The 14,438-nt window shown below is 70.1% G+C and carries 12 protein-coding genes; 6 read left to right on the forward strand and 6 right to left on the reverse strand.

Annotated elements, in window-relative coordinates:
• Nucleotides 1-10 precede the first annotated feature (10 nt).
• The 4 genes from K1T34_RS15940 to K1T34_RS15955 all read right to left on the reverse strand — a co-directional run bounded on the left by K1T34_RS15940 (nucleotide 11) and on the right by K1T34_RS15955 (nucleotide 4,996).
• Entirely contained in the window at nucleotides 11-3,598 is a 3,588-nt protein-coding gene (locus K1T34_RS15940; protein ID WP_220245045.1) for a WXG100 family type VII secretion target, read from the reverse strand.
• A 48-nt stretch (nucleotides 3,599-3,646) separates the two neighbouring features.
• On the reverse strand, nucleotides 3,647-4,219 hold the full coding sequence (locus K1T34_RS15945; RefSeq protein WP_255638537.1) for an ESX-1 secretion-associated protein: 573 nt from the start codon (nucleotides 4,217-4,219) through the stop codon (nucleotides 3,647-3,649).
• A 95-nt stretch (nucleotides 4,220-4,314) separates the two neighbouring features.
• Nucleotides 4,315-4,614, reverse strand: a complete 300-nt coding sequence (locus tag K1T34_RS15950; protein ID WP_220245046.1) for a WXG100 family type VII secretion target — start codon at nucleotides 4,612-4,614, stop codon at nucleotides 4,315-4,317.
• Nucleotides 4,615-4,657: 43 nt separating this feature from the next.
• On the reverse strand, nucleotides 4,658-4,996 hold the full coding sequence (locus K1T34_RS15955; protein ID WP_220245047.1) for a WXG100 family type VII secretion target: 339 nt from the start codon (nucleotides 4,994-4,996) through the stop codon (nucleotides 4,658-4,660).
• A gap of 380 nt (nucleotides 4,997-5,376) precedes the next feature.
• Between K1T34_RS15955 and K1T34_RS15960 the strand changes: the two genes are divergently transcribed.
• The 6 genes from K1T34_RS15960 (at nucleotide 5,377) to K1T34_RS53360 (ending at nucleotide 12,666) form a co-directional block, all read left to right on the forward strand.
• Nucleotides 5,377-6,210: an alpha/beta fold hydrolase gene (locus K1T34_RS15960; protein ID WP_220245048.1), complete on the forward strand. Its 834-nt coding sequence runs from the start codon at nucleotides 5,377-5,379 to the stop codon at nucleotides 6,208-6,210.
• A gap of 500 nt (nucleotides 6,211-6,710) precedes the next feature.
• Nucleotides 6,711-7,295 (forward strand): isopentenyl-diphosphate Delta-isomerase, encoded by a 585-nt coding sequence (idi, locus tag K1T34_RS15965; RefSeq protein WP_220245049.1) that lies wholly within the window; start codon nucleotides 6,711-6,713, stop codon nucleotides 7,293-7,295.
• A gap of 93 nt (nucleotides 7,296-7,388) precedes the next feature.
• Nucleotides 7,389-8,063, forward strand: coding sequence for a GGDEF domain-containing protein (locus K1T34_RS15970; RefSeq protein ID WP_220245050.1), 675 nt, complete (start codon nucleotides 7,389-7,391; stop codon nucleotides 8,061-8,063).
• A gap of 229 nt (nucleotides 8,064-8,292) precedes the next feature.
• Entirely contained in the window at nucleotides 8,293-11,715 is a 3,423-nt protein-coding gene (locus K1T34_RS54470) for an LCP family protein (protein ID WP_266118249.1), read from the forward strand.
• A gap of 83 nt (nucleotides 11,716-11,798) precedes the next feature.
• Nucleotides 11,799-12,470, forward strand: a complete 672-nt coding sequence (gene phoU, locus K1T34_RS15980) for a phosphate signaling complex protein PhoU (protein ID WP_220245051.1) — start codon at nucleotides 11,799-11,801, stop codon at nucleotides 12,468-12,470.
• Nucleotides 12,471-12,531: 61 nt separating this feature from the next.
• Entirely contained in the window at nucleotides 12,532-12,666 is a 135-nt protein-coding gene (locus K1T34_RS53360) for a hypothetical protein (RefSeq protein WP_255638538.1), read from the forward strand.
• Between the two features lie 75 nt (nucleotides 12,667-12,741).
• Here the strand turns inward: K1T34_RS53360 and pstB are convergent, their stop codons facing one another.
• Complete coding sequence (pstB, locus tag K1T34_RS15985) at nucleotides 12,742-13,518, reverse strand: phosphate ABC transporter ATP-binding protein PstB (protein WP_220245052.1); 777 nt, start codon at nucleotides 13,516-13,518, stop codon at nucleotides 12,742-12,744.
• 3 nt (nucleotides 13,519-13,521) lie between these two features.
• Nucleotides 13,522-14,436, reverse strand: a complete 915-nt coding sequence (gene pstA / locus K1T34_RS15990) for a phosphate ABC transporter permease PstA (RefSeq protein ID WP_220245053.1) — start codon at nucleotides 14,434-14,436, stop codon at nucleotides 13,522-13,524.
• Nucleotides 14,437-14,438 lie beyond the last annotated feature (2 nt).

Consider the following 14,438-nt stretch of genomic DNA (forward strand, 5'->3'; position numbering starts at 1 on the left):
ACGTTCCCCGTCACTCGAGCACGCCCGAAGGCCGGCTCGCCGGGCGACCCCACGCGGACTCGTCCTGGCTCAGCAGGTCCGCCATCGTGCGTTCGGCCTCTTCTTCCTCTTCGCCCTCTTCGACTTCCGCAGTGTCCTCTTCGGACTCGAGCTCGTAGGGGTCGGGTCCGCCGTTCGTGGGCAACTCGTCGGCGAAGAACTCGCCCTGGCCGGTCCGCACCCGCTGGTACGTCGCGAGGTGCGGCGAGTCCTCCGTGCCACCCGCCGGGCGCCACGGCTTGTCCGAGCGCTCCACCAAGTCGGTGACGAAGTCCTCCTCCCGCTCCTCGCGCTGCGCGAACACCGAGGAAGGCAGCAGGCCCGGCAGGAAGTCGGCCGTGCCGGCGTCCCACGCCGAGGTGTCCACGACCTCCGCGGCCTGGACCACAGCGATGCGCACCTCGTCGGGCTCGCCACCGCCGACGCCGCCCGCGGTCGCGCCTTCGCGGTCGTCGTGCTTGTCGTTGTGCTGCTCGGAGTTCTGCGTGTTCGGGGCCGATTGCGTGGCGGGGGTCGCCGGGGTCGCGGCCGAGCCGGCCACACCCCAGCCCGCCTGCACGGGCGGCACCACGACGGGGACGGCCGGGACCGCGCTCGTCGCCCAGCCAGCCGAGCCGGCTGCCGGCTGGTCGCCGGTGCCCCAGCCCGTGACGGGGGCCGGGTCGTCGGGGGTCGCCGTCTCGACCGGGGTGGCTTCGACGGGCGCCGGGTGGACCGGCGTCGGGTGGACCGGAGTGGCGTCGACCGGCACCGGGGTGACCGGAGTGATGTCCACCGGCACCGGCGCGGCAGGCACCGGGTCGGGCTGCGTCGACCACGACGTCGCGGGCGCCGCCGGGGTGTCGCTGAGCACGGCCGGGTCGCCGGCGCCCGCCGGGACCTGGCCGTTCGTCCACGGCTGCGTGGTGGCGTCGAGCAGGCTCGCGGAGTCGGGCCGGTCGGTCGCGGTGCCCGTCGGCGCCGGGCCGCCCATGCCGTTCTGCGGCGGGGCGGCCATGCCCGGCGTGCCGGTGTTGTCGGTGTCGTGCACGGCGAGCGTGTCGAGGCCGTCCACAGAGGACAGTGCCGGCGGCGCCCAGTCGGCCGACTTCGACGGCGGGGTGTCCCCGAACGAGTTCGGGTCACCGACACCGGCCGACGAGTTCGCCAGCCACGCGTTGTCCACGCCACCGAGCAGACCGGCCGAGTCGGGCCGGTCGGCGGCCGGCGCGTTCGCACCCGCCCCGCCTCCCGCGCCACCCGGCGGCATCATCGGCATGCCCGAGCCCGCGCCACCGGCGCCGACCTGGCCGGGACCGTTCGTCCCGTTCGGGTCGGCCAGCGACTGAGGCAGGTCCGGCGGCGGCACGAGGTTGCTCGAGTCGAGCCCCTTCACGCCGTCGATCCCGCCGCCGTCACCGGCACCACCGAGGTCACCGACACCGCCGACGCCCGCGTCCGCTCCGGGCGGCGGAGCCCACGACGCCGACTTGAGCGGCGGCGTCTCCCCGAACGAGGTCGGGTCGCCGATGCCCTGCGGGACGTCGGTGAGCCACGGCTTGTCGATGCCCCCGAGCAGACCCGCGGAGTCGGGCCGCTCGCTGCCCTGGTTGCCCAGGCCGCCCGCGCCACCACCCGCGCCGCCCGGCGGCATCATCGGCGTGCCCGAGCCCGCACCGCCGGCACCGACCTGGCCGGGACCGTTCGTCCCGTTCGGGTCCGCCAGCGACTGAGGCAGGTCCGGCGGCGGCACGAGGTTGCTGGAGTCCAGCCCCTTGATCCCACCGGGACCGTCCGAGCCCGCGCCACCGAGGCCGCCGACGCCGTCGAGGTTCGCACCACCCGCGCCGCCGGTCCCACCGGCGTCACCGGGCGGCGGCGCCCACGAAGCGTGGCTCAGCGGCGGGGTCTCGCCGAGCGAGGTCGGGTCGCCGATGCCCTTCGGGATGTCCGAGAGCCACGGCTTGTCCACGCCACCGAGCAGGCCCGCGGAGTCGGGCCGCTCGCTGCCCTGGTTGCCCAGACCACCGGCACCACCCGCGCCGGTCGGCGGCGGCATCATCGACGGCGGCGGAATGGCGCCCTGGTTGCCGTTGTTGCTGCCGTCCTGCAAGCCCGGCGGCAGGTCCGACGGGTTCAGCGCGTTGCTCGACAGGTTGTTGCCCAGGCCGGCGCTGCCCGGCGGCGGCGTGAGGGCCGGCGGTTTGATGTCGCCGAGACCACCACCGCCACCTGTGCTGCCGGGGCCACCGCCGCCCTTGACGTCACCGGGCGGCGGCGTGAGCGCGGGCGGCTTGATGTCGGCGAGGTTGGTCCCGCCGTTGTTTGCGCCGTTGTTGCTGCCCGTCGAGCCGGGCGGCGGCGTCAGGTTGGGCGAGGTGAACGGGGGCAGGTTGCCCAGACCACCGTTCTGGCCACCGTTCTGCCCGCCGTCGTCGCCACCGATCGAGCCCGGGGGCGGCGGCAGGTTCGGCGACGTGAGCGGAGGCGGCGTGGTGTCGAAGTTGCTCAGCCCGGCACCACCGGGCCCGCCACCGGGACCACCGCCACCGGACGTGTCGAGGTTGGGCGGCGCCACGTTGAGGTTCTGGAACGGCGGCGGGTCGCCGGCACCGGTGTCACCGCCACCGAGGTCACCGGGAGGCGGCGGGATGGCCGCGGCGTTGAGGGGCGGCGGGTTGCCGGCGCCACCGGTCCCGTCACCGCCACCGGTGTCACCCGGGGGCGGCGGGATGTTCGGCGGCGGGACATTGCCCGCGCCACCACCGCCGTCGCCACCACCGGCACCCCCGCCGGGAGGCGGGATGTCGGCGGGCGGCGGGATGTTCGGGGGCGGCGGCAGGTTGTCGCCGCCGCCGGGCGGCGGGACGTTCGGCGGCGGGGGCGGCGGGGCCTGGCCGGGCGGCGGCGGGGTGTAGCTGGAGGTCGCGACGGTGTTGTACTTCCCGGCGAGCTGGTTGCCGACCTGACGCATGTCGTTGGTCATCATCTCGACCGCGTCGGGGAACTGCGAGATGAAGGCCCGCCCGTCGCCGAGCACCTTGCCGCGCGCGATGATCTGCTCGGCGTAGTAACTGTCGATGTAGCGAAGGGTGTTCTGCGCCCACTGCAGGTAGGCGGCGGAGTTCACGAGCTGGGTCGGGATGTCGCGCGCACCGCCACCGCCGTCGGTGATCATGTGCACGAGGGCGTCGAACTTACCGCTCAGGTTGGCGGCCAGGACCTTGAAGTTGTCGGCGGCGGTGCCCTTCCACGGCCCGTCGTCGCCCGCGAGAGCGGCGGTCTGGTCCTTGATGGCTTGGGAGATGGCGGCGAGGTTCAGCTGCGTCGTCTGGAACACGCCGGCGGCGGCCTGCAGCGACTGCCAGTTGACGTTGCCGTAGGCCCGGTCCAGATTGTCCTGACCGCCGGTCATCGAACCGCCGCCGAGGATGGCGGCCTCGATCTGCTTCCAGGTCAGCCCGTCGAAGTCCTTGCCGGGGTCCCCGGTGGTGTTCGATTTCCCGTTGCTGCTGGAATCGGGCCAGATGCCGTCGTCGTCCTGCTGGAACCCGTTGCTGTTATTCGGGTTGTCTGCCATCTTCCCTCGTTCGCCTCGAACCTGGGACCGCCGCCCCCGTGGGACCGGTCAGCTGTGCTTGTTGCCCGCGTTGTTGATTTCGTTGCTGACGTTGCCGAAGTACTGGTTGTACTTGTCCATCGTCATGTTGTTGGCCTCGTCCGCGTCGTCGTAGGCCTTCGACGCCGTGTTCACGGCTTCGGAAAGGTCGTGCAGCGACGTGATGAGGTCCTGGATCGTGGCGCGCGTGGTGTCGCGCACCCCGCCCGGCCCGACGATCGGCTGGGTGATCTTGCCGTTGGCGGTGGCGAAGATACCGGGCTTGACGGTGATGCCGTCGAGCTGGCCGGGCAGGTCCTTGAGCGGGCCGTCGGCGAGGGTCTGCATGTTCGTGGCGAACGTGCGCATCGCCTCGGTGTTGACCGTGGTCACGCCCTTGCCGGGGCGGTCGGCGCCACCGGGGACCGCGGGCGGCGTGGTGACGTTGCCCTGCGGGATCCACTGGTTGTCGACCGGCGGCGGGGTCTGGTCACCAGGGCTCTTGAACGGGCCGCTCGTCGACGCCGGGGTGTTGTTCCCGTCGCCGTTGATGGAGTCCATCACTGTCTTCGCCGATTCGAAGACGACTGGGTCGAATGCCATGAGTGCTCACTGTCCTTTCAGGTCTGCGGACCCGGTGGGGACACCGAGGGCGCGGCGGGTGACCCACCGCGCCCCGGGGACCCGCGACGCCGGCATCAGCGCTGCGCGAACCGCTGCGCGTTGCCGCTCTCGGTGGTCGAGGTGCCCTCGTTGATGTGCGACAGGGTCTGCGAAGCGGCGTCGAGGGCCTGCGGCAGGACCTGGGCCTGCTGGTGGCACCACTCGTAGGTCGACTGGAACTCGTCGGCCGCCGAACCGGTCCAGTGCTCGCGCTGCGCCTGGATCTTGCTGTGCATCTCTTCCAGCAGCGAGGTGATCTGCTGCGCCTGCTGCTTGGCCGTGTTGACGGTGTCGCCCATCACGGCGAAGTTGATCTGGAAGTTGCCCAGAGCCATGGATCTGTCCTCTCAGGAGAAAGCTGGGTTGGTTTCGAGCAGATCAGAAGCCGTTGAGGCCGCCGCCGCCGATGGCAGCGGCCTGCGCGCGAGCCGTCGAGGTGTTGTCCTCGTCGCCGCGGTCGTAGTCCGCCGCGCCCTGCGTGACGTGCTCGGAAAGCGTGGTCAGGCGCTGCACGATCTTCTTCACCGTGTTGTCGAACTCGCCCATGGCCTGGTGGAAGATCGTGGCGGAGTCCGACCGCCAGGTGCCGAGCAGTTCCTGCATGGTCGAGTCCACCTGGCCCCCGGTGCTCGTGATCCCGTCACCGGTGCTGGTGATCGTGCTCGCACCCTGACGCATGATCCCGGTATCGACCTTGGCGCCGTCCTGCGAAGCCATGCTCTTCTCCTCTGGTTGGATTTTTCTTCGATTGTCGACATGTAGTCGAAGCTGCTCTCCGCCAACACGACGTCGTCGTGAGGACGGTTCATCGCAAATGCCGTGACGCCGCTTCACACTTCCGAGGTTCGAGAAGGCTTACCGGAGCCGGCGAGGTAACGGTAAGTGAGTGCGCGACACCCTGCGGTCTGTTGTTCCCTTATGGACACCACGTCGCGGACGCGGGGGCAACAGCGTTCACGACCGGACAAACAGGACATGCCCAGCAAGGCCCGGGTGCGGCTGACCGGATCGGTCCGCTCCTTGCCCTTTTTTCCGCCCAGGTCTGCATGAGAGGCCATCGCCGGAAAGTGTCGGTGCGCCCCCGTAGAGTGCGAGCCGTGATCGACCAGCTCACCATCCCGACCGAAGCCGGCTCCTTCGACGCGATCGCCTCCGGACCCGAGGACGGTCGCCCCGTGCTGCTGCTCCACGGTTTCCCCGAGGCCGCCGTGGAGTGGGAACACCAGGTCGCGACCCTCGGCGTGCTCGGCTACCGCGCCGTGGCACCCGACCAGCGGGGGTACTCGCCGGACGTTCGACCAGAACAACCGGCGGAGTACGGTATTTCTACCCTGGTGGACGACGCCGTGGCAATGGCGGATGCGTTGGAGTGGCCGAAGTTCGACCTCGTCGGGCACGACTGGGGCGGGGCCGTCGCGTGGTGGACCGCGGACGCGCACCCCGGCCGGCTGCGCAGCCTCGCCGTGGTGTCCACCCCCCACCCCGCGGCTCTCGCGGCGGCGATGAAGACCGACGAGGACCAGCACCTGCGCTCGGCGTACATGACGGAGTGGCGAGCGACCCCGGCCACGGAGCGGAAGATGCTCGCCGAGGGCGCCCGCGCGCTGCGCGACATCTTCGAGCGCCGCATCCCGCCGAGCCGGATCGACGAGTACGTGCGGCGCCTCGAGGAACCGGGCGCGCTCACGGCCGCGCTGAACTGGTACCGCGGCGGCCGGCCGGGCGGGAAGATCGGCAAGATCGGCGTGCCGACGCTCTACGTGTGGTCCACCGAGGACGTCGCGTTCGGTTCCACGGCGGCGCTCGACACCGGCAACTGGGTCACCGGGCCGTACCGGTTCGAGATGCTCGAGGACGTGTCCCACTGGGTCGCCGAAGAAGCCCCCGAGGCCCTCACCTCCCTCATCGTGGAGCACCTCGGCAGCCACTGACGAAGGAGCCGGCCCGGGTTTCGTTGGCACAGGGGAATTATTACTGACATCCGTCCAATTCGGACCGCTGGACAAGATCGTTCACCCGAGGCGGTCATACGCTGACCTGCGGGCCGGCGGCTGTCACGGACTGTGCTGTTCGACGTGTTCGCCGGGGACGGTTTGTGTTGTCGATTTTCGCTCTGGGGTAGGGATTTCCCGTTGGTCGCCGGGTTTCCAGGCTCGCGGCAACCGTGCGTCAAGAGCCGGCCCGATAGTTCACCCGAGACGGGCCAAACGGCGGATCGAGGGCGCCGGCGGTGACGGATCGTGTCGGTCGATGAGACTCGGCGCCGTTTTGTCCACTTCGGACTCAATGGTTCACCCGAGGAGGTCACCCGGAGGCGCGGCGGGCCGCGGCGGTCACGCACCGTGCCGCCCGGCCACCCGAAACGGGATGAACGGCACGGCCACCCGCCTTGCGGTACCTCGTCCGTGGAGCTCTGGTGTTCAGTGGTCACGTGGACACCATCACCGAATCCGAGTCCGAGCGCGTCGTCTTCGTCACGGAGGACGGCGTGCCGACGGGAGAGACCGGGCCGAAGCTCGCGAGCCACCACGGCGAGACGCGGCTGCACCTCGCGTTCTCGTGTTACGTACTGCGCCGTTCGGACCAGGCGTTGCTGATCACGCAACGAGCACTGGACAAGAAGGTGTGGCCGGGGGTGTGGACCAACAGCGTCTGCGGGCACCCCGCGCCGGGCGAGTCGCTGCCCGACGCCGTGCGCCGGCGCGCGGCGTACGAGATCGGGCTGCCGGAGCTGCAGGACCTGGAGTGCGTGCTGCCGAAGTACCGGTACCGGACGCCGCCGTTCCAGGGGATCGTGGAGAACGAGTTCTGCCCGGTGTTCGTCGCGTGGGTCGATCGCGACCCCGAGCCGAACCCCGAGGAAGTCGGTGGCTGGCGGTGGGTCTCGTGGACCGATTACGCACAGTTGCTCGAAGGCACTGGGGTAAACGTGAGTTACTGGGCCAAAGACCAGTACGCGCAGCTCAAGGGGAAGAAGCCGTTTTCGTCGTTGGGGCAACAGAACTTCGGTGCGTGACAAAACCGGGCCCCAGTCGTCCACTTGAGCGATATTCGCTTTCGCGCGTACCGATGCCTCAAGACACCGCTCCTTTAAGACGACAACCATGAGGTGGCGGAGGTGGGTGTGGCGGCCGAGGACGAGCTCACGGCGGGTGCACCCGCTCCGGATCTGCTGAGCCTGCACGAGTCCATCGCCGGCATGTTCGCCAAGCAGGGCGACTGGCGCCGGGCGTACGAGCACCTGCGGTGCGCGCTCGACATCGCGCGGGCCGGCAGTCTCCGGGACACGCTGACGTCGAGTTACAACCGCCGTTACCTCGACCAGCGCCTGCCCGGGTTGCCGGCCGCACGCGGTCTGGCCGTCGCGCTGATCGACCTCGACCGGTTCAAGCACGTGAATGACACGTACGGTCACCTACTCGGCGATCGGGTGCTGTGCCGCGTCGCCGACCTCCTGCAGGAAGAGCTGCCGCCCGACGGGTTCTGCGCGCGCTACGGCGGCGAGGAGTTCGCGCTCGTGCTGCCGGGCGTCGACGCGCCCAGGGCCGTGCGGATCGTCGAGGCCGCCCGCACGCGGGTCGCCCGTCACCCCTGGTCAGAACTTCAGCCCGGCTTGAGAGTCACCATCAGCGCGGGCCTGGCGCACGCTTCCGCCGGCCCGGTGTCCGCCCAGCGGCAACTCCTGCGCGCGGACAACCTCCTGTACGCGGCGAAACGCGCGGGGCGCAACAAAGTCGCCTATCACGACCGCGAAACGACGCGCGTCATTACCCACTCTGAGTAACGTAAACGCGAGCTTACTCTCATTCGCTTGCTCCAATCTTCACCTGTTCGTCCGCTTCGGGCCGTCTTGGGTCGACACATGGTGAAGAAATTCGCGGGAGGGTGTCGTCACGAACGGCGGGTATCCGTACGATAACGAAAACCTCCCGAGGAACGACGTGCCCTGGGAGAGCCGGAACGAAAGGCCCCGCCGCCGGTTCGTAAGCGCCCGAAGTGCGAAAGGAGTCCGAGTGCCCGACGATCGCCCCCTTCCCGGCACCGGTCGCCACTCGGACAACGGCACTCCCCACACCCGCGCCGGCCGCCGCCGCTCCATGGAAACCCAGGGCGGCATCAGCGTCTCCGACGTCGTGGCCCGCCACACCGGCGAACGCCCGACCTTCGACACGGAAGACTCGGACCCGGGCTCGCGGCGCGCGGAACCCGGAACGCGGTCGAACGGCAGCTCGCACCTGGCGGAGTCGAACGGCAGCTCCCACCTGCGCGGCCCCAACGGCTACTCTGCCGCGCCCGGCTCCCGCCCGGGCTCGCGCCGCGCCGACGACGCCGACTTCGATGGCGGCTCACACCTCGCGGAGTCCAACGGCAGCTCCCGGCTGGGCGGCCCCGGCAGCTCACACTCGGCACAGTCCAACGGCAGCTCCCGGCTGGGCGGCCCCGGCAGCTCACACCTCGCGGACGAGACCTACTCGACCTCTTCCCGCTCTCGCCGCGCCGAGCAGCCGCCACCCCGCGGCCGCCGCGCCCGCCCCGACGACGACCCGCCCGCCGCACCTTCGGCGGGCGGCCCCGTGCCACACGCGGATTCGCCGGGCCGGACCTCGCACGCCGCGGATGCCCCGGAGCCGGCCCCCTCGCGCGGGCCCCGCCGGGCCGCACCGGAACCGCCTTCCCCGCGCCGCCCGACGACCTCGCAGCCACTCCCCACCGGCCGCCGCCGCGCCCCGGAACCCCCGGCGCCCGGAGGCAGCCACGCCGTGCCCGACGACGAGCCGGACTTCTCGGACCTCCCGGCCGCCGAACCTCCCGGCCGCCACGGCACTTCCGCACCGTCCGAGCCCCCGAACGGCCGCCCCCGCGGCCGCACCCCGGGCCCGACGGGCGCCGCCCCGCTACCCCCGGCCGAACGCCCCGCCCGCCCCAACGGCCAGCGCCCCGGCCCGAACGGCATGCCAGGCGCCGGCGGCGTTGCCGCACCGAATGGCAACCAGGGCCCGAATGGCATGCCTCCTGCCAACGGCATGCCACGGCCCAACGGCGCCGCCGGTCCGAACGGCAAGCCGGGTCCCCATGGCAAGCCGAGCCCCCAGACCGGCACGAATGGCATGGGGCCGAACGGCGCCGCCGGCCCCAATGGCAAGCCCGGCCCGAATGGCATGCCTGCGCCCGTGCCAGGCGCAGGCGGTCCTGCCGGCCCCCATGGCACGTCCGCGCCGAATGGCACGTCCGGCCCCCATCGCGTGCCAGGAGCTGCCGGCGCCAATGGCAAGGCAGGCCCCAATGGCATGTCGACGGCCAACGGCATGCCGCGGCCCGGCGGTCCTGCCGGGCCCAATGGCAAGGACGGGCCCAGTGGCAAGCCTGCGCCTCAAACCGGGCCGAATGGCAACCCCGCGGGCAACGGCGTGCCAGGTGGCAACGGCGTCGCCAGGCCCGATGGCAAGGACGGGCCCAGCGGCACGCCAGGGCCTCAAGCTGGGCCGAATGGCAAGGCCGGGCCGAATGGCAGCGGCATGCCGGGGGCCAACGGCGGTGCCGGGCTCAATGGCAAGGCGAGTCCCAACGGCAAGCCGGGACCGAACGGTATGCCTGGCCCCGGCGGGATGCCGGGACCGGATGGTCTTGCGGGGGCGAATGGCAAGCCGGGGTCGAATGGCACGTCCGGGCCGCACGGTGTCCCGGGGGCCAACGGTGCTGCCGGGCTGAATGGCAAGGCCGGGGCGAATGGCAAGCGGCGGCCCCAAGCCGGTGCGAACGGCCGGCCCGGGCCGAACGGCGCCGACAACGGCAAATCCGGCTTGCCCGGCACAGACCGAGGTCTCGCGGCCGACGGGTTCGACGAGAACGACCAAAGCGCCGAAGCCGACCAGAACAACCAAGCCGCCTCGGGGGCCCAGCGCACTCAGCTCACCTCCCCCGTCGGGGAGCGCACCCGGCTCACCCCTCCCGTCGACGGCAAACGTCCGCCCCGCCAGCGCCGCCCACCCGCGCGCCCCGCCGGGGTGCCCGCGCGGTCGGAGCTCGATCCGTTGACCATGACGGACGAGATGGAGGCGATCGACGAGGCCACGCAGTACCGCCGGAAGATCGACCACACCCTCGCACGCTTCTCCGCTGCCCACGACGAGATGCTGGCGGAGGAGGACAAGCGGCGCGAGCGGATGGCGCGGCTGACCGCGAGGCCCGTCGCGTTGTTCGAGCAGACGCGCACCGCCCTGCAGCGCGTGGTGGCGCCTACGGGGATCTACAAGGCGATTCCCGCGGAAGCCGAAGCCGAGGCAGACGACGAGAATCCCGAAGAGCGCGCCCCGCAAACCCGCTTGCAGGAGAAGAAGCAGCGCCACAACGAGCGGGCCGTCCGGATCGGGCGGATCGTGCTCATCGTGCTGGCCGTGCTGGTCTTCCTGGGCACCGGCGTGGCCTGGGGGGCGGTGAACTGGTTCGACGCCAAGTTCACCCAGGTCGCCGCGCTCGACGAGAACTCCTCCGACATCCGCAACGCCGACGCCCAGGCCAACGACGAGAACTTCCTCATGGTCGGCTCCGACAGCCGCGACGGCGCCTCGGCGGAAGAAGGCGTCGGCACGGCCGAGAGCAACCCCGGCGCCCGCTCGGACACCGTGATGGTCGCCCACGTGCCGGCCGACCGGAAGCGCGTGGTCGTGGTGTCGTTCCCGCGCGACCTCGAGATCAACCGGCCCGACTGCAACCGTTGGGACCCCTCGAAGGCCGTCACCACCGACGAGGTCGTGTCGGGCCAGAGCATCGCGAAGCTCAACACCGCGTACGCCGTGGGTGGCCCGCAGTGCGTCACGAAGGTGATCCAGAAGATCACCGGCCTGCGCATCAACCACTTCGTGGGCATCGACTTCAACGGCTTCAAGGACATGGTCGACGCGGTCCACGGCGTCACCATCAACAACGAGAAGCCCATCGACGACGAGGTGCTCGGCAAGGTCCTGCTCGAGACCGGTGACGTCACCATCTCCGGCGACCAGGCCCTGAACTACGTGCGCGCCCGGCACGTGAAGGGCGACCCGACGTCCGACTACGGCCGCATCAAGCGGCAGCAGGCGTTCATCGGGGCGCTGCTGAAGAAGGTCATGTCGTCCGACGTGGTCCTCGACCCGGGCAAGCTCTCCGGCTTCATCACGGCGTTCGCGAAGGCCACTTTCGGCGACAACCTCGGTGTGCAGCAGATGATGACGCTCGCCCAGTCTATGCGCGGCGTGGACCCGTCCAAGATCAACTTCATGACCGTGCCCACCACCGGCACCGCCAACAAGCGCGGCAACGAGGTCCTCGTGCAGTCCAGAACGGACTCGCTCTTCGACGCCCTGCGCGACAACACCCCGCTGCCCGGCGAAAAGACCACCACCGCGGCCAACGCGGGCAACTCGGCCAAGACCGACAGCAGCACCGCCGAAGGCTGAGCCACGGGATTCGTTAGACCGGATTCACGTGCGGTTCACCCTACGATGCGGTATTCGGACAACGCGCGTCGTAGGGTGTCTCCATGCGTGAGGCTTACCATGTCGAACTCGAACAGCTCGCCGAGAACCTGGCCGCCATGTCGGCTCAGGTCGCCGAGGCGATGGAGCTGGCCACCAAGGCACTGCTGGAGGTCGACCTGGGCCTCGCGGAGCAGGTGATCAGCGACGACGCGAAGGTCGACGACGCGCGCGCCGAGTGCGAGGAGCAGGCCTACGCGCTGCTCGCTCTCCAGGCGCCCGTCGCCACGGATCTGCGCACCGTGCTCGCCGCCATCCACGCCGCAGAGAGCCTCGAGCGCATGGGCGACCTCGCCCTGCACGTCGCCAAGGCCGCACGGCGTCGCCACCCCGAGGCGGTGCTGCCGGAGTCGGTGAGGCCCTACTTCATCGAGATGGGCCGCGCCGCGGTGAAGCTCGCGCGCCAGGCCGAGCAGGTCATCAAGTCCAAGGACGTCAACGCCGCCAAGGACCTCGAGACCGAGGACGACCAGGTCGACGACATCCACCGTCACCTGTTCACCGTGCTGATGGACCGCGAGTGGCCCTACGGTGTCGCCACGGCCGTCGATGTCACGCTGCTCGGCCGCTTCTACGAGCGCTACGCCGACCACGCAGTCTCGGTCGCCAAGCGCATGATCTTCGTGGTCACCGGCCGCATGCCGGGCTACGACTCCGACGAGGACCTCAACGTCTGATCTCGCGGTCAGTCCACAAAGGCTCTTCGATCAGAAGGCGGGTCGACCGTCCACTTTGATCTTGGCCCGACGCTGGTTTCTCCTCGCTGACACCGGATTCCGCGACAACGCGACGCTGGACAAGGTCGTCGGTGCCAACGCCGCGGTCATCGCCGCCGTCAACGCGGCCCGGCAGGCCATCGCCCACGACTGCTGAGCAACGACAAACGAGAACGGCTCCTCCGTCCACATCGGACGGAGGAGCCGTTTTGTCGCGGACCGAAGCGAACGATCAGCCGAAGCGGCCCGAGATGTAGTCCTCGGTCGCCTTCTCGTCCGGGTTGGAGAAGATCTTCTCCGTGTCGTTCAGCTCGACCAGCCGGCCGGGCTGGCCGACGCCGGCCAGGTTGAAGAACGCCGTCTGGTCGGAAACACGAGCCGCCTGCTGCATGTTGTGCGTGACGATGACGATCGTGTACTCCTTCTTGAGCTCACCGATCAGGTCCTCGATGGCGAGGGTCGAGATCGGGTCGAGCGCGGAGCACGGCTCGTCCATCAGGAGCACGTCGGGCTGCACCGCGATGGCGCGGGCGATGCAGAGCCGCTGCTGCTGACCACCGGAGAGGCTGCCGCCCGGCTTGTTGAGCCGGTCCTTGACCTCGTTCCACAGGTTGGCACCGCGCAGCGCGCGCTCGGCGATCTCGTCGAGCTGCTTGCGGTTCTTGGTGCCGCCCAGGCGAAGCCCGGCCACCACGTTGTCCTTGATCGACATCGTGGGGAACGGGTTGGGGCGCTGGAACACCATGCCGATCGTGCGGCGCACCTGCACCGGGTCCACCGCGGACGCGTAGATGTCCTCGCCGTCGAGCAGCACCTCGCCCTCGACGCGCGCACCCGGGATGACCTCGTGCATCCGGTTGAGCGTGCGCAGCACGGTCGACTTACCGCAGCCCGACGGCCCGATGAACGCGGTGACGTTGCGCGGCGGCACGTTCAGCGTGACGCTGTCCACGGCGTGGAACTTGCCGTAGTAGATGTCTACGTCCTTGACGTCGATTCGCTTGGCCATGACTCACTTCTTCTTCGGGGCGAGGAGCCGGGAGAGCAGGGTGGCGAGCAAGTTCAGGATCGCGATGATGATGACCAGCGTCAACGCCGCGCCCCAGATCCGGTCGAAGCCGACGCTCCCGGGGTCGAGCGAGTTGGTCACGCGCTCGTTGTTCATCACCAGCGGCAGTGCGGCCTGCTCGCCGTCGAAGGGGTTCCAGTTCACGTAGGCCGAGTAGCCCACGAGGACCAGCAGCGGCGCCGTCTCGCCCATCACGCGGGCGAGCGCCATCATGATGCCGCCGATGATGCCGGACAACGCCGTCGGCAGCACGATCTTCATGATCGTCTTCCACTTCGGCACGCCCAGCGCGTAGGACGCCTCGCGCAGGTCGTCCGGCACGATCCGCAGCATCTCCTCCGACGAGCGGACGACCACCGGGATCATGAGCAGCACCAGCGCCAGCGACACCGCGAACCCACTGCGCGGCAGGCCGAGCGTGGTGATCCACAGCGCGTAGATGAACAGCGCGGCCACGATCGAGGGGACACCGGAGAGGATGTCGACCATGAACGTGGTGGCCTTCGCGAGCTTGCCGCGGCCGTACTCCACCAGGTAGATCGACACCAGCAGGCCGATGGGCACCGCGATGATCGCGCAGATCAGGCCCTGCTCCAGCGTGCCGATGATCGCGTGCAGCACACCGCCGCCGACCTCGTCGCTCAGCACGGAGCCGAAGTCCTCGGTCCACCAGTTCGAGAACGGGATCCGCTTGATGCCGTTGACGACCACGGTGTAAAGCACCCACACCAGCGGCACCACGGCGATCAGGAACGCCAGCCACACGAGCACGGTGGCGAGACCGTTCTTGGCCTTGCGGGCCAGGCTGACCTGCTGGAACGCGGGGGTCACAGCGGGACGTTCGAGCGTTGTGGACATGC

This window comes from Amycolatopsis sp. DSM 110486 (assembly GCF_019468465.1).
Lineage (GTDB): Bacteria > Actinomycetota > Actinomycetes > Mycobacteriales > Pseudonocardiaceae > Amycolatopsis.

Coding starts and splice junctions, on each gene's coding strand:
- K1T34_RS15940 (WP_220245045.1), bottom strand. CDS start 3,598: ATGGCAGACAACCCGAATAACAGCAACGGGTTCCAGCAGGACGACGAC.
- phoU (WP_220245051.1), top strand. CDS start 11,799: ATGCGTGAGGCTTACCATGTCGAACTCGAACAGCTCGCCGAGAACCTG.
- pstB (WP_220245052.1), bottom strand. CDS start 13,518: ATGGCCAAGCGAATCGACGTCAAGGACGTAGACATCTACTACGGCAAG.
- K1T34_RS15945 (WP_255638537.1), bottom strand. CDS start 4,219: ATGGCATTCGACCCAGTCGTCTTCGAATCGGCGAAGACAGTGATGGAC.
- K1T34_RS15955 (WP_220245047.1), bottom strand. CDS start 4,996: ATGGCTTCGCAGGACGGCGCCAAGGTCGATACCGGGATCATGCGTCAG.
- pstA (WP_220245053.1), bottom strand. CDS start 14,436: ATGTCCACAACGCTCGAACGTCCCGCTGTGACCCCCGCGTTCCAGCAG.
- K1T34_RS15950 (WP_220245046.1), bottom strand. CDS start 4,614: ATGGCTCTGGGCAACTTCCAGATCAACTTCGCCGTGATGGGCGACACC.